Annotated in this window: 15 protein-coding genes and 1 pseudogene; 7 read left to right on the top strand and 9 right to left on the bottom strand. The window is 35.8% G+C overall.

The features are described 5' to 3' along the window. Positions 1–108 precede the first annotated feature (108 nt). Together KRR19_RS02255 and KRR19_RS02250 are read right to left on the bottom strand one after the other, a co-directional pair. Positions 109–798, bottom strand: a complete 690-nt coding sequence (locus tag KRR19_RS02255; protein WP_002479698.1) for an ABC transporter ATP-binding protein — start codon at positions 796–798, stop codon at positions 109–111. After that, the gene (locus tag KRR19_RS02250; protein WP_023015052.1) at positions 798–1,856 is read right to left on the bottom strand and encodes an ABC transporter permease; all 1,059 of its coding nucleotides are present in this window, start codon (positions 1,854–1,856) and stop codon (positions 798–800) included. The genes KRR19_RS02255 and KRR19_RS02250 overlap by 1 nt, the downstream gene beginning before the upstream one ends. 155 nt (positions 1,857–2,011) lie before the next feature. Between KRR19_RS02250 and KRR19_RS02245 the strand changes: the two genes are divergently transcribed. Both KRR19_RS02245 and KRR19_RS02240 read left to right on the top strand, forming a co-directional pair. Beyond that, the gene (locus KRR19_RS02245; RefSeq protein ID WP_002479700.1) at positions 2,012–2,686 is read left to right on the top strand and encodes a response regulator transcription factor; all 675 of its coding nucleotides are present in this window, start codon (positions 2,012–2,014) and stop codon (positions 2,684–2,686) included. Then, the gene (locus KRR19_RS02240) at positions 2,679–4,088 is read left to right on the top strand and encodes a sensor histidine kinase (RefSeq protein WP_060803618.1); all 1,410 of its coding nucleotides are present in this window, start codon (positions 2,679–2,681) and stop codon (positions 4,086–4,088) included. The genes KRR19_RS02245 and KRR19_RS02240 overlap by 8 nt, the downstream gene beginning before the upstream one ends. Before the next feature lie 58 nt (positions 4,089–4,146). Here KRR19_RS02240 and mqo read toward each other — a convergent pair. Then, positions 4,147–5,633 (bottom strand): annotated as a pseudogene (gene mqo, locus KRR19_RS02235) (malate dehydrogenase (quinone)). Positions 5,634–5,970: 337 nt separating this feature from the next. Here mqo and KRR19_RS02230 point away from each other — a divergent pair. Then, a complete protein-coding gene (locus tag KRR19_RS02230) occupies positions 5,971–7,128 on the top strand; it encodes a glycosyltransferase (protein ID WP_002479703.1) in 1,158 nt (385 codons plus the stop codon). Positions 7,129–7,203: 75 nt separating this feature from the next. Here KRR19_RS02230 and KRR19_RS02225 read toward each other — a convergent pair whose 3' ends face one another. Next, positions 7,204–8,805 (bottom strand): L-lactate permease, encoded by a 1,602-nt coding sequence (locus KRR19_RS02225; RefSeq protein ID WP_156666778.1) that lies wholly within the window; start codon positions 8,803–8,805, stop codon positions 7,204–7,206. Between the two features lie 327 nt (positions 8,806–9,132). On the opposite strand from KRR19_RS02225, the gene KRR19_RS02220 reads away from it, so the two are divergent. Beyond that, on the top strand, positions 9,133–10,851 hold the full coding sequence (locus tag KRR19_RS02220) for a CDP-glycerol glycerophosphotransferase family protein (protein WP_156666777.1): 1,719 nt from the start codon (positions 9,133–9,135) through the stop codon (positions 10,849–10,851). A 94-nt stretch (positions 10,852–10,945) separates the two neighbouring features. On the opposite strand, the gene KRR19_RS02215 is transcribed toward KRR19_RS02220, so the two are convergent. Next, positions 10,946–11,704, bottom strand: coding sequence for a hypothetical protein (locus KRR19_RS02215; RefSeq protein ID WP_023015057.1), 759 nt, complete (start codon positions 11,702–11,704; stop codon positions 10,946–10,948). A gap of 218 nt (positions 11,705–11,922) precedes the next feature. Between KRR19_RS02215 and KRR19_RS02210 the strand changes: the two genes are divergently transcribed. Both KRR19_RS02210 and glcP read left to right on the top strand, forming a co-directional pair. Continuing rightward, complete coding sequence (locus KRR19_RS02210; RefSeq protein WP_207021207.1) at positions 11,923–12,915, top strand: acrylyl-CoA reductase family protein; 993 nt, start codon at positions 11,923–11,925, stop codon at positions 12,913–12,915. 173 nt (positions 12,916–13,088) lie between these two features. Further along, positions 13,089–14,447, top strand: coding sequence for a glucose transporter GlcP (glcP, locus tag KRR19_RS02205; RefSeq protein ID WP_002479708.1), 1,359 nt, complete (start codon positions 13,089–13,091; stop codon positions 14,445–14,447). 57 nt (positions 14,448–14,504) lie between these two features. Here the strand turns inward: glcP and KRR19_RS02200 are convergent, their stop codons facing one another. The 3 genes from KRR19_RS02200 to KRR19_RS02190 all read right to left on the bottom strand — a co-directional run bounded on the left by KRR19_RS02200 (position 14,505) and on the right by KRR19_RS02190 (position 16,680). Continuing rightward, positions 14,505–15,542, bottom strand: a complete 1,038-nt coding sequence (locus KRR19_RS02200) for an NAD(P)/FAD-dependent oxidoreductase (protein WP_002479709.1) — start codon at positions 15,540–15,542, stop codon at positions 14,505–14,507. Between the two features lie 157 nt (positions 15,543–15,699). Then, positions 15,700–16,140: a DUF2871 domain-containing protein gene (locus KRR19_RS02195; protein WP_002479710.1), complete on the bottom strand. Its 441-nt coding sequence runs from the start codon at positions 16,138–16,140 to the stop codon at positions 15,700–15,702. A 93-nt stretch (positions 16,141–16,233) separates the two neighbouring features. After that, positions 16,234–16,680 (bottom strand): MarR family winged helix-turn-helix transcriptional regulator, encoded by a 447-nt coding sequence (locus KRR19_RS02190; protein WP_002479711.1) that lies wholly within the window; start codon positions 16,678–16,680, stop codon positions 16,234–16,236. 163 nt (positions 16,681–16,843) lie between these two features. Here KRR19_RS02190 and KRR19_RS02185 point away from each other — a divergent pair, with 163 nt between their 5' ends. Then, on the top strand, positions 16,844–17,779 hold the full coding sequence (locus tag KRR19_RS02185; protein WP_002479712.1) for a magnesium transporter CorA family protein: 936 nt from the start codon (positions 16,844–16,846) through the stop codon (positions 17,777–17,779). A 69-nt stretch (positions 17,780–17,848) separates the two neighbouring features. On the opposite strand, the gene KRR19_RS02180 is transcribed toward KRR19_RS02185, so the two are convergent. After that, entirely contained in the window at positions 17,849–18,412 is a 564-nt protein-coding gene (locus KRR19_RS02180) for an LOG family protein (protein ID WP_002479713.1), read from the bottom strand. Positions 18,413–18,480 lie beyond the last annotated feature (68 nt).

Here is an 18,480-nt window from a genome sequence, read left to right as displayed (position 1 = left end):
AGGTTTGACCTCAACTTTTTTTACATTATTTTCCCTTAATAATGTTTCCCCAATTAACGCGATTAATCATTGGCTACTATTATGAGCGTTAATTATATTTGACTGTGTTTATACTTCTTCACTGTCATCTTTTTTATTAATAATTTTACCATCGAACAAGTCAATGACACGGTCTGCATAATCAAAGAGTCTTGTGTCATGTGTGATAAGAATTCCGACCATATCTTCATTTGTGATACGTTCTCTGATCATTTCAGTTACTTCTGTTGCACGGTGGGCATCTAAGCTTGCTGTTGGTTCGTCAGCTAAGATGATTTTTGGATTATTCATGAATGCACGCATAATCGCAACACGTTGTTTTTCACCGCCAGATAACATAAACGGATAAGCATCTAAACGATGTTTCAAACCGATTTGGTCTAATAATTGCTCTGCACGTGCTTTCGCATCTTTTTTAGACATGCCCGCTTCTTGTCCTACTAATGTCAATTGGTCTCTAACTGACAAGTAAGGCACTAAATGCGAAGCTTGGAAGATAAAGCCGATTTCAGTTAAACGCATATCTGAGTTTGTTTTTTCTTTTGAGAACAATGGCGCACCATTGTAGATAATTTTACCTGTATCTGGATCTTGTAGACCACCTAAAATTGTTAATAACGTTGATTTACCTGAACCTGAAGCACCGCTCAAGATAACGAATTCTCCAGTTTTAACTTCAAAGTTAACACCTTTTAAAACATCTGTTTTAGCTTGGCCAGTACCGAATGATTTTGTAATATCTTTAACTTCTAAACCCATTATCCTTCACCTCCGATTGCTTCAATTGGATTTACTTTAACGAGTTTAATGAATGATAATGCTGCACCGATAATTGCAACGACTACGAAGACGCCTACTACAAGTAACATGTTGCCTGCAGTTAAGTGGAACGGCATACTTACTGGCATTATCATACCTAAGCCACTAATAATCAGTAATGAAACAACCACACTAATCATTGTAACAAGTAAGATTTGGAATACTAATGATGATAACAAGTGTCTTGTTTTGATACCGATAGCTTTTAAAATACCGATTTCAGAGATTTTTTGAATTGTCATAACGTAGAAGAATGCACTTAAGACAATTGCTGAAATCACGTATAAGCTGACAATCATCATTGTTAATGGTGCTTGCTCTGCGTTGTAACTTGGAATATTGTCAGTTAAGTCTTTTTCAGTTACTACTTTTGCACCGTTAATGTCATTAATTTTTTTCTCATCTGCTTTAGATACATCTTTTAATGGATAGAATGTTGCTGCTTTTGGCACTAATTTTTCAAACGTATCGCCTGTTGTCATCACTGCAGATGTGTGTGAATACATTGTGTCTTCTAATAGACCTACAACTTTATAATCTTTGTCACCATTCTTGAATGTTACAGTGTCACCTTTTTTCACACCATCAGCTGTTAATTTTTTATTAATAACAACTTCATTATCAGCTTTTGGATAATGACCTTCTGATAAAGCTGGTTTGAAGTCTTTACCAGGATTAATCAACATGATGTCTAGGTCATTTGAATTCTCGCTTTTCATTGATTGCATTCCGATTTGGAATGGCTCTGCGTTGACTACATTCTCGATGTCTTTTTTCTCGTCTGGTTTAAGCGCTGATTTTTCAATCACCGGCTCTTTCATATCTTGTACGACGTATTTTTCAGCATTCATATTATCTAACATAGAAATGTTTTCGCGTCCAAGCCCTTGTGCGAGTCCGCTAATGAATAATACCATGCTAGCCAGTAACAAGATAATCAGCATTATTAAAATATATTTGAACTTATAGAATACGATCTCTTTCCATGCTAACTTCATATTATTGACTCCTTTTTCTTTTATGATACTTATATTGTAAGCAGACTTTATGAACTCAATATGAACAAACCGAAACTTTTGTTCATTTGATATATTTGTGTCACTCAGTTACTGAAAGGTATAATTAATCTAAATGATTACTAGGAGTGATAAGGATGACAACATGTCTCATTGTCGATGATGATTATCAAATCCTTCATTATGTATCTTCCTATTTAGAACGTGAAGGTTTTAAAACATCCACGCATTCCAATGCGCGTGATGCCTTAAACTATTTAGAAACACATCAAGCTGATATTGCGATTGTCGACATTATGATGGATGGCATGGATGGCTTTGAATTATGTAATGAAATAAAAGCTTCTTATGAAATGCCGGTCATTATGTTGACCGCACGTGATGCTTTAAGTGATAAAGAAGAAGCTTATTTAACGGGTACTGATGACTATGTAACCAAACCTTTTGAAGTACAAGAACTCATCTTCCGGATCAAAGCTGTTTTAAGACGCTATCAAATTAATGCGGAAAATGAATTAACCATCGGTAACTTAAAACTGAACCAATCTTATTTAGAAATTGCTTGCGATACAAAAACAATGACCTTACCGAATAAGGAATTTAACTTACTCTTCTTATTAGCAAGTCATGAGAAACAAGTTTTTTCACGAGAAGAATGTATTGAACGTGTATGGGGATTTGATTATGAAGGGGATGACCGTACGGTTGATGTGCATATCAGACGCTTACGTAACCGTTTAAAGAAAATCGGCAGTAATGTCACGATTGAAACGGTCAGAGGCTTAGGTTATAAGGTGGAAGTTCATGTTTAAATCACTTTATACACGGATTGCAGTCTACACGATTGTCATTTTATTACTCAGCGCTGTCGCAAGTTTTATTTTGACCAATGTTTTGTATCACGTTGCTTTGAAACCCTCAAATGACCATAAGATTATGACCACCTTACAAGAAGCTAAAAAGTACCAAAAAGAATCCCATACAACTAATATGAAAGCCTACTTCAAACATTTAAGCGAACTGAACTTCCAGCTTGTCACTGTCGATCAAAAAGGTCATAAAACTTTTTATGGCGCAAGTTTCAGACGCGATACACTGACTCAAGAGACCATTGATAGTGTATTGAAAGGACATAATTATCACGGAATTAAAAACCATCCCTACCAACTCTTTGTGACAGGTTTCTTTGATAATGAAACCAACAATACTGTCGGCACACGCTTTAAGACACCAGAAGGTAATGTAGCGGTGTTTATGCGTCCTGATATCGGTAAATCATTCAGTGAGTTCCGTGTGTTCTTAGCAGTATTAATTGTGTTATTACTCATTATTGCGATGGTACTGATTATCAGTTCAACTTACACGTTAATCAAACCAATTACACAACTTAAAAATGCAACTAATCGTTTGATGGAGGGTGACTTTAGCACACCGATAGAAACGACACGTCATGATGAGCTAGGTACGCTCCAATATCGTTTCGAACAAATGCGTGTGTCACTTAAACAACTTGATGACATGCGTCAGCACTTTGTTCAAAATGTTTCGCATGAAATCAAAACACCTTTAACGCATATCCATCAGCTATTAGATCGTCTCAGTCAAGCGAAAGACGACGAAACGAGACAGTATTATATAGATGAAATCCATGCGACAACGAGTCGTCTTAGTAATTTAACGCGAGCATTGTTATTGCTTGCAGAGTTAGATAACAACGACCACTTAGATTATGACGATGACGTTGAAATTACTCAGATGCTGCGTTTAATGGTGCGTCACGAACAGTATGCGATTGACGCCAAAGACTTATTAATTATGACTGATCTTGAACCAATTACAGTCAAAGGTAACTATCGTCTGCTTTATCAGGCATTTCATAATATATTGACCAACGCAATTAAATATACTAAACAAGAAGGCAGTATTGATATAGATGTATTCTCTGAAAATAATACAACTATGATTTGTCGTATTACAGATGATGGTCCAGGTATGTCAGAGGATGTACAAGCTCATCTTTTCGAACGTTTCTATAAAGGAAATTCTTCTGCGACAAGCAATGGCTTAGGTCTAGCCATCGCACAAATGATTATGCGTTTACATGGTGGAGATATTAAAGTGGAAAGTACTCTAGGTGAAGGCAGTACCTTTATTTTAAGTATGCCGTTATCACAAGCAGATAACACACCAACTTTGGAACCATTAAATCAATAAAAAACAAAAAGCGCTTCAGTATCAGAATTAAATCTGACTGAAGCGCTATTTTTATGGCTTATTTTTGATTATTTAATTTCAAATAATGTTCAACATCCGCTTTAACTTCTTTATATAACTCTGGGTTTTCCGCAAGTTTTTGACCGAATGATGGAATCATTTCTTTAATTTTTGTTTCCCACTCTGGGAATTCATGTTTATAGCTGCGTTGTAAAATATCTAACATTACATCCACCGCTGTAGAAGCACCTGTGATGCGCCAAGTAATGCGGCAAGCGAACCGTCTTCAGAACAAATAACTTCTGTACCGAATTGTAATGTACCTTTACCTTTATCTGTATCTTTGATGACTTGAACACGTTGGCCTGCTACGACAATATCCCAATCTTCTTTCTTCGCATTCGGGATAAATTCACGTAACTCTTCAATACGTTCATCATCTGACAACATTAATTGTGAAATCAGATATTGTGTTAATTTCATTTCTTTCGCACCTGCAGATAACATCGTCAATAAGTTGTTTGGTTTAACTGACTTGAATAAGTCCATGTTTGAACCTGTTTTTAAGAACTTAGGTGAGAATCCTGCAAATGGACCGAATAATAATGATTGTTTACCGTCAATATAACGTGTATCTAAATGCGGTACTGACATCGGCGGTGCGCCTACTTTAGCTTTACCGTACACTTTCGCATTATGTTGACTTACAATTTCAGGATCTTGGCAGACTAAGAATAAACCGCTGACTGGGAATCCACCGATATGTTTCGATTCTGGCAGATGTGTTTTTTGAAGCAGTGGCAAGCTAGCGCCTCCAGCTCCGATAAATACAAAGTCAGTAATATAAGTTGTTGTTTCTTCTGTTTTTAAGTCTTTCACTTTAACTTTCCAAGTACCATCTTTACGTTGTTTTAAGTCTGTAACTTGATGCTCATACTCTACATCGACTTGGTTTTGTTGTAAGAAGTCAAATAGTTTTTGTGTTAAAGCACCAAAGTTAACATCTGTACCTGTCTCATCACGGCTGACTGCAACTGGAATATTGTTATTTCTGCCTTCCATCATTAAAGGCAACCATTTTTCAATTTGGTTTTTATCTTCTGTCATTGTCATTTCATTAAATAATGCATTTTCTTTCAATGCTTTGACACGACGTCTTAAGAAATCTACATTACGCACACCGATACAGAAACTCATATGCGGTACCGTATGAATGAATGCTTCTGGCTGTGTCAAATTACCGTGTTTTACTAAATAAGACCAGAATTCTTTAGAAACTTGGAACTGTTCATTAATTTTTAAGGCTTTAGAAATATCCAAAGAACCGTCAGGCATTTCTTTCGTATAGTTCATTTCGCATAGTGCAGAATGCCCTGTTCCTGCATTATTCCATGCATTTGAACTTTCTTGTGCAGATGCGTCCAACTTCTCAAATACTTTAATTTCTTTTTCTGGTGCAACTTTCTTTAGTAATGTACCCAATGTCGCACTCATGATTCCGCCACCAATTAAGATGACATCTGTTTTGCTATGTTGTGAACTCATAACAAATACAGCCCCCTTTTTCATAATGAAGATGACACCTTCTTAAGTATGTCGTTCTCTTCTCTCAACCCTCTCTTGAGAAAGCGCTTAATTAAACACTTAAAAAAATAACACACCTAAGTCATGCCTGGATATTGTTGCTAAATGATTTCGTTCTATTCCTTTATTATATACATAAACAGATTAAGACAAAAGGGGGAAGGTGCTTAAACACGAAAATACGATTCATTTTGTTTTAAGTGCAGGTTAAAAATATATTGCAAAGCATGTACCTTTGTATTGCATAGTTTGAATTATGCTATAATTAAACAGAAATATACAGGAGGGGTGACACCACGTGAAATCTATCACTTTTTTAATGCACAACATTTATTCAATGGGCGGTACTGTCAAGGCCGTAACACAACTCGCAAATGTGTTGGCAGTGAAAGGTCATAAAGTGGAAATTATATCAGTTTTCAAAGGAAGTAAAGCACCTTATTTCAAACTGCATCAAGATATAGAAGTCAAAGCATTGGTCGATTATAATTTAAAACCTCATAACTTAGTAGATATCTTGATGAATCGTCTACGTAAATGGACACCATTCCTCAAGCCGCAACTGATCACTCAAAATGAACCTGGCTTATCGCAATTTTCAAGTCATGTTGAAAAGAAAATCGTTCATGCGATTCAACATGTAGAAACAGATGTGTTAGTCGGTACACGTGCCAGCTATAATTTGCTGCTTGCAGATTATGCACCTGACCACGTCCTAACTGTCGGCATGGAACATATGAACTGGGAAGCTTACACTAAGAGTTATCAACAAGAAATTAAATCTGCTTATGAACGCTTAAATCGTATTACAGTCTTAACGGATGCTGATCGCAAAGCATTCAAATCAATCATTGACACCCCTGTCTATGTCGTTCCAAATATGATGAATGAACCTCGTATTGAAATTCCAAAGAAACCGCAAATTATTGCGGCTGGGAGATTAGAATATGAAAAAGGTTTCGATCTTTTATTACGCAGTGTAGAAATGATTCAAGACAGTTTACGTGAAATGAATTTCACTGTACATATCTATGGTGATGGTCAACAAAAACATGACCTCGAAGAATTCATTTCACAACATCAATTAAAAGATATTGTACAGTTGCATCCTGCTACATTGCATCTGCCATTACGTTTGGCAGAAAGTATGATTACAGTAGTACCATCTCGTAATGAAGGGTTTGGTTTAGTCATTTTAGAAGCCATGAATCAAGGCAGCATCGTAATCAGCTTTAAAGGGAATACAGGACCTGAAACTTTAATTCAATCTAACCAAAATGGATTCCTGGCTGAATATCAAAATATATCTTCCCTTTCAGAACACATTTTAAATGTAATGTCTGCACCACCTTCTGAACAAGGAAAGATTATCGAAAATGCTTTTGCGACTGTTGAAACTTATTCAGCAGATAGTGTCTATCAAGATTTTGCGAAAGCATTAGAAACATCTGAATAATTAGTTATTGTGATAAATATAGAAGCGGAGCCGAAATAATTTCGACTCCGCTTCTTTTATTTTCCTTGTTACCTATTACAAAATTAAAGATAAGATTAATGTCCAGATACAGATGAAGATTAACATGCCTACACTGTAACGTAATGACATTTTTAAGAGTTCAGACTCTTTACCTACTTGTTTAACGGCTGCTGTCGCAATCGCAATAGATTGTGGAGAAATAATTTTTGCTGCTACCCCACCTACTGTATTTGCTGCAACTAATAAGCCGCCGCTAACGCCAATTTGACTAGCAACTGAAGCTTGAATTGGTGTGAACAATGAGTTGTTGTTAACTACTGAACCTGTCATGAATACACCGATCCAACCTAATACTGGTGAGAATAATGGGAAGATACCGCCTGCTTTAGAAATACCTTGTCCCATTGCAGCACTTAAACCGCCATAAGTTGTTAATTTTGAAACAGCTAAGATAAAACAGATTGTGACAACTGAAATCCATAATTCTTTAAATGTTTCACCTAATAAACTAAATGCATCTTTAAAACCAGTTGTTTTAGATAACAATACAGTAATAATAATTGTTAATAAAATTGCTGTACCTGTATAACCTAAGATATTCAAGTTCAACACAATAGCTTTTTTAGTCACTTCACTATAAGTACCTGGCACTGTAAATTTAGCTGCTAAAAAACTTAATGGTTTGCCCGGTAAGAATAAGCCTTTAAAGAATGGCATACTCCAAAACATAATTAAGATTGTCAAAATGTAGAATGGACTCCATGCATACATAATTTGTTTAAAGTTTAATTTTTGTGTAACCGGTGGTTTCACATTTTCATCAATACGGAAGATATGTTTCGGCTGCATTTTACGACTCATAATAGCTAAAGCACCCATTGCTGCTAAAGGTGGTAACACGTCTGCTAACTCTGGACCTTGGAAGAATGTTAACACACCTTGGAAACCAGCATATACCACTGAAACCGTTAAGATAAATGGTAGTGTTTCTTTAATACCTTTGAAACCATCAATGATAAAGACAATTAAAAACGGAACAAAGAAGTTGATGAATACTAAAGTTAATGTTGAATAAGTTGAAACTTCATGTGCAGTAATACCGCCATGTAAATTCAAAGTATCAATAACGGCAACAGGTAAACCAATAGCCCCGAATGCTCCTGCTGCTGAGTTAGCGACCAAACATAACATCGCTGCTTGTAATGGTTTAAAACCAAGATAAATTAATAAAATCGCACAGATTGCAATCGGTACACCGAAACCTGCAACCCCTTCTAAGAACGCGTTAAAACAAAAACCGATTAACAATAATTGCACACGTTGGTCTTGAGAGATTGTAGCGATACTATCTTGAATCATACTGAACTGACCAGTTTTTGTTGAGAGTTTATAAAGCCAAACTGCCATAATAACGATATAACCAATTGGGAACCAACCTTGGAAGAATCCCTCGATAACCGCCCCAGTGGCCATCGTTCCAGGAAGTTTAAAGATAAATACTGCAACAACCATTGTGATGATTAATGTTGTTAATGCAGCATAAATTCCTTTCATTTTGAAGATTGTCAAACATAGCAAGAATAAGATAATTGGCACACCTGCTACGAGACTTGAAATAAGTAAATTGTGGAATGGATCAAATGAAGATACTAACATTTCTGTCGCTTCTTTCTGTAGTTTATTTTGTGTTTATATTTATTTGCAAAATCAAATTTAGTCTTGTGATTTATTTCACATATAATATAACACGATTTATGGAGCTGTTCAATTAGTTTTTCATAATTTTTTCAAACTGTTTTCTACTTGGAAACCCTTACATACCAATGTATTCGCTTACATCACAAAATGTTATGAATCATCTGTATTAGTCAAAATTTAAATTATAATAGTACAGTTTAATTAATAACGTATACGTCTTGTCATTCACAGTTTGCAGTCAAAATGTTAAAATATAGTTTAATATAATCAAACTGAGGTCATAATATGAAAATATTAACAACAGAATATCAATCAAATGAAAAAATGCGCATTAACCTTCAAGAAGCCTTAGCTAAAGGTTACACGCATTTTATTCCTTCTGATTTAAATATAGATATTTATCCTGATCAATTAGAAGCATTGAAACACCATGAAACACAAAACTCAATCGTTGTTGACTACACCATCGATCAGTACTATCAAAATGATTGTCGCTATTTTGGAGATCAGACAATCAACTTTAATACTTGGATGAATAATATTAATCACTTTCCTAATCTTATTTTCAGTATTCAGCAAGTATTAGACGTTATAGATGAAGTACACTGTGAAACGGCTTTTGATTTAGCAATTGGCCTGTTATTAAATCAAAACGTAGAAACAAATGGTCACGTAATCTTTGATTTTAAACATACAATCCGTACTTCCCAAACATTCTATCAAAGTATTAAACAACATGAATATAACGCAATTACACAATTTAATTTAAATAAATTAGCTTACTTACATCATCAAAAACCACCGTTTAAGTTCCGCAATTTAGCTTTACCTGAGCCTGAACGATTTGTCGATTCACTACTTTGGAAGACACATTTTATGTTGCCGCACTTTATAACACGTTCAGTACTCAGTCGCAGTATTGAAAAGCATCAAAGCATGAGCAATATTTATGAAAAACAAGCAGTGGAATTAAACGGTGCTGTCGTTTTCTTAGGATTTGATTATGGCTTTAGAGGCAACTCTCGCTATTTATTTAATTATTTTGCTAAGCATTACTCTAAATATCCTGCTTTCTTTATCACAAATGATGCCACAGGCCCACACTTTGTATCACCAGAACATGAAGAAGCACAAGAACTAATTGAAAACGCGGAAGTTGTCGTCGCTGAAAGTTATATACCCGATCACATCAAACCGAACGGTACAATCATTCAATTGTGGCATGGCACGCCTTTAAAACAGTTATTCTTAGACAGCTCAGAACCTTATCAAAATAAAGAAATTTATAATTATCGTGCACGAAAATACAACAAGTGGCTACATCAAAATTACTTTATATGCGATAGTTCTCATGCAGCTGATTTGTTTAAAACAGCCTTCCCTATGCAATATACAGAAGTTGTCGCATGCGGTTACCCACGTGTCCGATATTTATTAGATAAATATAAAGAACAAACTTATGTTCAATATATGAAACAACAACTTAAATTAGACCCTAACAAACCGACGTTACTTTACTTGCCGACATGGAAAACAGATCCACAACCAAACGATATGTTACCACTTTCTGAGTCATTGCTTGATCATTATAATGTGATTTATCGTGGGCATATCGAAAGTAAAGAAGCTGAAACACAATTACCGCAAGCAGTCATTCAACCTGCTGCTCAAATTGAGACACAAGATTTATTACTTGCTTGTGATGTATTAGTCAGTGACTATTCGTCAGTTGTCTTTGATGCATTAACTATTGATAAAACCGTTGCGCTTTATACTCCAAACCTTGAACACTATCAAGCAGAACGCGGTTTATACCTAGAAGTTTGGCAAGACTTTGATAAAGTCACATATCAAGATGCTGAATCATTAACCAAAGCACTCACAAACCAAGAAATTCCTTATATTGCAAGTGCATACATTAATCGAGATAATCATTCATTTGAAACTATCGCAAGCTTGATTGTGCAACATTTACCTAAACGTCAAAAAAGACGTAAAAACTAAAAATAATATTAAAAAGGCTCAGCATATTTTGTGCTGAGCCTTTTGCATGATTATCTTATGTTCTAATTATTTGAACTTAAAACTAAATACTATATTATTGACCTGCTTGATACGCTGGATCTAAAATTGCTGCTTTACCTTGTTGGTCGACTCTAACTAATGCATATGTGCCAGGTTGTGCTTGATTTGCGAAACTGAACACATAAGAATAGCTGCCGTCACCATTATCTTGTACGCCAAAGTCATTGTAAGGGTTAGATTGACCATTTAAGTTGTTGATTTCATTTTGTGCAGTTTGTAGTGATTGCGGGAAGTTCGGCAATACTTTTAAAGTAGATTGATCTACTGGTGCTTTACCAATTGTACGTGCTGCAGGTGCTGTATTTTGACCTTGATAAGGTGCTACATAACCTGTTTGATTTGTACCTTGGTTTGATGCTTGGTTAGCATTTGTTTGATTTGATGTTTGCTGTGTTGCTTGTTGGTTATTGTTGCTATTTTGATCATCATTGGCACCTGATGTTTGAGAAGCTTGTTGATTGTTATTTGATTGTTCAGAAGTCGCATTTTGATTGCTGTCATTGTTTTGCGCATCTGTTGATTGTGACTCGTCTTGTTGCGCTTTGTCATTGTTTTGTTCATCATTTGCTTGTTCATTGTTTTCTTTTTCTTTATTGCTGTCTTTATCTTTGCTGCTTTCGTTGTCTTTGTTCTTTTCTTTGTCTTGATTAGATTTGCTTTCTTGTGTTGTTTGATCTTTGTCTTTGTTGTCTTCCTCTTTCTTGCTGTCATCATTTCCACAAGCTGCTAGCACTAAAGATAGCGTTAAAACGCTGGCAAATAACTTTTTCATTCTGTTCTCCTCCTTGAGTGGCTTTCAATCTTTTAAATGTATTATCTCTTAACTTATACACTTCCATTATATTCTATAAACATCAAAATTGTAAAAATTCTTTTAAGAAAATATTATTATGACAGATATTTATCATTTAGCTACAGCAACCTGTTTGTTGTTCTGGCTACTTCGTGATACTATCGCTTTAGTTTATTTATTTGAAAGGGTTGATAAAGATGCCTGAGACATTTAAAGCATATTATGCAGAAAAAGAAGGCAAAGAAATCCATACTGAACTTAAAGATTTACCCATGGATACAATAGATGAAGGAAATGTATTAATCAAAGTTGCTTACTCCAGCATCAACTATAAAGATGCGCTAGCAGCTAAAAAAGGTGCGGGAGTCGTTAAAAACTATCCGATTATTCCAGGTATAGATTTAGCAGGTACAGTTGTAGAGTCTGAGACTTCTACTTATAAAGAAGGCGATCAAGTTATTGTGACAAGCTATGATCTAGGTGTATCTCATCATGGAGGACTTAGTGAATACGCACGTGTCAAAGAAGAATGGATTGTACCGCTTCCTAAAGACTTAACATTAGAAGAAGCCATGATTTACGGTACTGCGGGCTATACTGCAGCGTTAGCCATCCAAAAATTAGAAGACAATGGCTTAACAGTAGAAGGTTCACCTGTACTGGTACGTGGCGCCAGTGGCGGTGTCGGCAGTTTAGCTGTCATGATGCTAAGTAATATCGGTTATAAAGTCATCGCAAGCACAGGCAATAAACAAAATGCAGATTACTTAAAATCTATTGGCGCAACAGATGTGGTCCCACGTGTCGAAGATACCTCAGACAAACCATTAAACAAAAGAGAATGGCAAGCAGTGATTGATCCTGTCGGCGGCAAACATGTCGGTGACATTGTAAAACGCCTGCAAAATAGAGGCAGTATTGCGTTAATCGGCAATACAGCAGGACTGGCATTTGAGACGACAGTCTTACCATTCATTTTACGTGGTAACAGTATTTTAGGTGTGGATTCAGCAGAAACACCTATGAAAGTCCGCAAACAAATTTGGCGCAGATTAGCTACTGACTTAAAACCAGAAGCACTGCACTCTATTAAACACGTCATTGATTTCAATGACGTGCCAGAAGCAATGGATAATTTATTAAATAATCATAGTGCTGGTCGTTATCTCGTGAAGATTAACGAAAAATAATTTAAATACTCAATCAGACAACTCTTATTTTGGAGTTGTCTTTTTTTACTAAAATGGTAATTACATTTAATTCTATTTTGCTTTATTGTACTAATGGAAATATATTGATATTTACTTTAATTTTATGAAAGCGTATACTGAATTTACGATAAAAATAACCAGGAGGACTCATAATGAGTAAAACGTTTAACAAAAACCTCATCTTTTTCATTGGTGCACTAGGCGGATTACTATATGGCTATGATATGGGTATTATTTCAGGTGCCCTGCTTTATATTCCAGATGAAATCCCGCTAAACGGTACCACACAAGGACTTGTCGTTTCATCAATGTTGATTGGCGCAATCTTCGGTTCAGGTTTAAGTGGACCTTCATCAGATAAATTAGGTCGACGTCGCGTCGTCTTTATTATCGCAATTATTTACATAGTAGGTGCATTAGCTCTAGCACTTGCGCCTAACTTAACTATGTTAGTCATCGGTCGTTTAGTAATTGGTTTAGCAGTCGGCGGTTCAACAGCTATTGTGCCAGTTTATCTATCCGAAATGGCACCGACAGAATCACGTGGTTCTTTAAGTTCATTAAACCAATTAATGATTACAATCGGTATTTTAGCATCATACTTAACAAGTTACGCTTTCGCAGGTGTCGAAGGCTGGAGATGGATGTTAGGGCTTGCGGTTGTCCCTTCTGTCATCTTATTAGTCGGTGTTATCTTTATGCCAGAAAGTCCAAGATGGCTGCTTGAACATCGCGGTGAAAATGCGGCACGTAAAGTAATGGCTTTAACGTTCCCTAAAAATGAGATTGATCATGAAATCTCAGAAATGAAAGAAATCAATGCGATTTCAGAAAGTACATGGAAAGTATTAAACTCACCATGGTTACGTCCAACGATTATCATCGGTTGTGTCTTCGCATTGTTCCAACAAATCATTGGTATTAACGCAATTATTTACTACGCACCGACTATTTTTGTTAAAGCAGGTTTAGGTGACTCTGCTTCTATCTTAGGTTCAGTCGGTATCGGTACAGTCAACGTACTTGTGACAATTGTAGCGATTATGATTATTGATAAAGTAGACCGTAAGAAATTATTAATTATCGGTAATATCGGTATGGTCGCATCATTAGTCATTATGGCATTACTGATTTGGATCATGGGTATCCAATCAGCAGCTTGGATCAGCATTGTTTGTCTTACAATCTTTATTATTTTCTTCGGCTTCTCTTGGGGCCCTGTACTTTGGGTAATGTTGCCGGAATTATTCCCAATGCGTGCACGTGGTGCCGCAACAGGAATCGCTGCTTTAACACTTTCAATTGGAAGTTTAGCAGTCGCACAATTCTTCCCAATGTTAACTGATGTCTTACCAACACATGGTGTCTTCTTAATCTTCGCAGTAATTGGTGTGTTTGCTTTATTCTTCGTAGCAAAATACTTACCAGAAACTCGCGGACGCAGCTTAGAAGAAATTGAAGCAGAATTACGTGAACGCACTTCAGCTACAACACCAGATTTAAATAAATAGATATAAACATTTAAAGGGATGTCCTCTCACGTTCGAGAAGACATCCCTTTTCTACTGTTATGATTCATTATATTGTTTAATAATTTCTTTGTTTTCTTCTTTAAATGCCTCATTATGACTTGAGACATAGCCTTCTTTCGCTGCCTCAGGTTCAATATATTGTTTTGCGAGGTTTGCGGCGTTCCCTGCATCACTAAAGGCACTCGCAATTAAGTGTGCTTTGGCATCATGATGGATAATATCACCACAAGCGAAAATACCCGCTTCACTCGTTTGTGCGTTACCTTGTCCTTTAATTTGATAATCATTCATCATTTCTAGTTTAGTTGAAGCATCTTCTAACAATGGATTTTCAATATCAAAGCCATGACTGATAATGACATCATCGACTTCTAAAGTTTCCGCTTCTCCTGTCGCACTATTTTCAATGACTACTGAAGCAATATTCTCTTGTGCTTCATCCCCGATCAACGCAGTGATTTGACTATTTGGATGTTGAATCACACCAAATGTTGCGAGCTTATCTTGCATCGCTTCAAAGCCTTTTAACTGATCCTTACGATATATCAAATGTACACTTTCTGCATAAGGCGCTATTTCACACGCCCAATCTATCGCAGAATTGCCAGAGCCGGAAATTAATACACGTTTATTTCTAAAGCGTGATAATTTTTGTACGACATAATGCAAGTTTGAGATTTGATAACGACTCGCATCTTTAATATCTAAGGGTTTCGGATGGATAATTCCTCCACCAATAGCAATAATGACTGCTTTAGATTCATATACATTGCCTTGATCTGTTGTCACTTCAAAATGACGTTCTGCAACTTTATGAATATCCATCACACGCTCTTGTAAGCGTACTTCTGGATTGAAATGCAGGCCTTGATCAATAATATCTTTCGTAATTTCAAAACAAGGTTTCGGTGCGACACCACCGATATCCCAAATGATTTTTTCAGGATATAAACACATCTTGCCACCTAACTCTTGTTGTACATCTATTAAACGCACACTCATGCCGCGCATACCTGCATAAAAACTTGCGTATAAACCGGCAGGTCCTCCGCCGATAATAGTTAAATCTTTCATAGTTATGCTTGCCTCCTAGTTTTTCTCTGTGCTGCATAATCATTAATTGAAAATTGTTCTCACTTATATTTTACATGATTTAGTTGTATGAGGAAAACTTTAGCTATTAAAAAAAGAGACACAACACAAATAGTCGTATCTCTTTTAAAAATAAAGATTAAAGTTTTTTATTTTGGTTGGTTTGTCCTTCAATCGGATGTGTTAAAATTGCTTTTTTCAATAGGAAGAACAAGATAATAAAGCCGGCTGATAACGTCATGTGACCTAGTCCTGCAATTCCAGCAATACCTGGTGAAACACTTGCGCCAGTCACTTGCATTGTCCCTTTAATGCCTTGTAGTGCGACTGTCACAATCAAGCCGATATTATAAACATAATAGAACCAGTTAAATAAGTAGTATTTACTGATTGAGAACAGTTTTTCAAAGACTAATAAGATTAGGAACATAAACATACCAAGCATTAGTATGTGTGTATGCACAATCGCAAGTTGTGTTTTGCCTGTAAACTCAAAGGCTTTTGTCAATTCACGATAATAAACACCTGATAATAAGCCTATAATTGTATAAGTTAAAAATGTATACAGAATTCTACGCATACCTAAAAACCCTCCTTTTTGCATCACTCATTATTATAACTGACAGCAACGCTTTCAGAAAGTATCGCGTTATTATTCACGAATTATACACAACTAGAATTCTTTATCTTCTTCATTTAAGGTATTTAGATTATCTTTCATTTTAAATAATATCTCTTTTAATGCCGCTTGGTCAGCTTTTGGAATGTCTAAAAATAAAGTAGATTCCACTTCATCTAAGATTTCAATAATTTCTCTGACATCTTTTTTTGCGACTGCAGTTAAGACGACATCTTTTTTACGTGTATCATTTTTATCACTGATACGTTCTATTAAGTTTTTATTTTCTAAACTTCTCAACGCGCTGCTCACTGTTGGGCCTTTACGATTAAAAATATGAATTAAATCATTTTGCGGAATGACGCCTGTGTCACTTTCAAAAATATAACGTAACGTTTGCGCTTGTTCTAACGTAATATCGTATACACCTAACAATTGGTCAGCTTTTACTTTCATTTCATTTGTAATCATACGTAATAAGTATTGGATTGTCGTTGCCATGTGTCGCATCTCTCCTTATTTAGACTACACAAATCATTAAATTATGGTACTATAATTAAGCACATATCAAATAAATCGAGCAAAGCGTTCTCTATAGTTTTAACTTAAACGATAGATGTTAAACCTTGCATGTTTGATTTACACACAGAAAGGAAGCTTCAGAATGATTACAGCTTATAAACATAATGTTCATCAAGATATTCATACCACTTCCTTAGAGGAAGCTTTATGGATTAATATTACCGAGCCCTCGAGAGAAGAAGTAGAATCTTTGATTGAGCGCTTTAATATTCCAGAAGACTTCTTAAAAGACCCCTTGGATGCGGATGAAAGCGCACGTGTCGAATTTGATGACGAAACAGGTTATTCTTTAATCATCATCGACTTTCCAATCGTCAATAATACGAACAATAAAATTATTTCGTTTATGACAATTCCACTGGGTATTATTATTGGACACAGACGCATTATGACGATTTGCGATCATGAAGTTGATTTCTTAGATCACTTTGCGAAATCTAGTCAAAATCTGCATTATCGCAGTCAATTTGCGTTGAATATCTTATTAACCATTTCAAACCACTACAACCGTAATTTGCGTTTATTGAATAAATCAAGATTACGCATCGAACGTGAATTGAAGAAAAAAGTAACGAACAAACAACTTTATAACTTGATGGAAGTTGAAAAGAGTTTGGTTTATTTCTTAGCTGCATTGAAAGGTAATGAAGATGTCTTCAATAAACTTTTCAAACTGCCTCCGATTAAACGTTTCGAAGAAGATGAAGACTTGATTGAAGATTTATTTGTCGAAACAAACCAAGCCATTGAAACAACAGAGTTGCATACACGTATCTTAGAAAGTATCACGACTTCATATGAATCTCTGCTTTCAAATGATATGAACAATATCATGAAGACTTTAACACTCTTTACAGTCTTCTTGACGTTACCGACTTTAGTATTCAGTTTCTTCGGTATGAACGTACCGCTTCCGCTTAACGATCATAGCCCGACTTCTTGGATTGCGACACTCGGTATCTCTATGATTATCGTTGCGATTGTCTTTTTACTTTTATGGCGCAAAGGCAAAATCTGACCTAGTTTCAAACTAAAAGATAGACATCATGTATCAAAGTAATCATTATTTTGATACATGATGTCTATTTTATTTATATTGACGTATATGCGGTGGCTGATAGTCTCTCAAAAAGGCTGCTAATGTTTCAAAATCATTTGTGAATAAAATCAAATCTCTGTCTGCCTGACTTAAAAAACCTTCCTCAACCATTTGGTCATAAAACGCTTCGATTTTGTCATAATAACCATTCACGTTCCAAAAGATACATGGATTAGCATTTTGACCGATTCTTGCCCAAGAAACCATTTCCGTAATTTCTTCTAACGTTCCTGGTCCCCCAGGTAAAGCTAAACAAGCATCCCCTTTATCTAACATAGCTGCTTTACGCTCAGCCATGGTATCAACAATTATCAATTCATCTAAACCTTGATGTGCAATTTCTTTTTCCTCTAAGAATTTCGGCATGACACCTACCACATGGCCTTGATGTTGTTTAACCGTATCTGCGAGATGTCCCATCAAACCGACATTGCCGCCGCCATAGACTAAGCCATAATTGTGTTGTGCCATCCATGTACCTAACGCTTCTGCTGCTTTTAAATACACTGGATTTTGTCCTGTGCTTGCACCGCAATAAACAATAATATGCATCGTGCTCTCTCCTTTTGACTAAGTTACACTTCATTATAACAAATATAACCATGTTGTTATTCATTGCT

Source organism: Staphylococcus sp. CWZ226, assembly GCF_018986355.1.
GTDB classification, from domain to species: Bacteria; Bacillota; Bacilli; order Staphylococcales; family Staphylococcaceae; genus Staphylococcus; species Staphylococcus simulans.
The sequence above is the reverse complement of the archived record's forward strand: the minus strand, read 5'-3'. Positions and strand labels throughout refer to the sequence as shown.

Excerpts from the sequence above, each read along its gene's own strand:
- KRR19_RS02255 (WP_002479698.1), bottom strand. The coding sequence starts at position 798 with ATGGGTTTAGAAGTTAAAGATATTACAAAATCATTCGGTACTGGCCAA.
- KRR19_RS02250 (WP_023015052.1), bottom strand. The coding sequence starts at position 1,856 with ATGAAGTTAGCATGGAAAGAGATCGTATTCTATAAGTTCAAATATATT.
- KRR19_RS02245 (WP_002479700.1), top strand. The coding sequence starts at position 2,012 with ATGACAACATGTCTCATTGTCGATGATGATTATCAAATCCTTCATTAT.
- KRR19_RS02240 (WP_060803618.1), top strand. The coding sequence starts at position 2,679 with ATGTTTAAATCACTTTATACACGGATTGCAGTCTACACGATTGTCATT.
- KRR19_RS02225 (WP_156666778.1), bottom strand. The coding sequence starts at position 8,805 with ATGTTAGTATCTTCATTTGATCCATTCCACAATTTACTTATTTCAAGT.
- KRR19_RS02220 (WP_156666777.1), top strand. The coding sequence starts at position 9,133 with ATGAAAATATTAACAACAGAATATCAATCAAATGAAAAAATGCGCATT.
- KRR19_RS02215 (WP_023015057.1), bottom strand. The coding sequence starts at position 11,704 with ATGAAAAAGTTATTTGCCAGCGTTTTAACGCTATCTTTAGTGCTAGCA.
- KRR19_RS02210 (WP_207021207.1), top strand. The coding sequence starts at position 11,923 with ATGCCTGAGACATTTAAAGCATATTATGCAGAAAAAGAAGGCAAAGAA.
- glcP (WP_002479708.1), top strand. The coding sequence starts at position 13,089 with ATGAGTAAAACGTTTAACAAAAACCTCATCTTTTTCATTGGTGCACTA.
- KRR19_RS02200 (WP_002479709.1), bottom strand. The coding sequence starts at position 15,542 with ATGAAAGATTTAACTATTATCGGCGGAGGACCTGCCGGTTTATACGCA.
- KRR19_RS02195 (WP_002479710.1), bottom strand. The coding sequence starts at position 16,140 with ATGCGTAGAATTCTGTATACATTTTTAACTTATACAATTATAGGCTTA.
- KRR19_RS02190 (WP_002479711.1), bottom strand. The coding sequence starts at position 16,680 with ATGGCAACGACAATCCAATACTTATTACGTATGATTACAAATGAAATG.
- KRR19_RS02185 (WP_002479712.1), top strand. The coding sequence starts at position 16,844 with ATGATTACAGCTTATAAACATAATGTTCATCAAGATATTCATACCACT.
- KRR19_RS02180 (WP_002479713.1), bottom strand. The coding sequence starts at position 18,412 with ATGCATATTATTGTTTATTGCGGTGCAAGCACAGGACAAAATCCAGTG.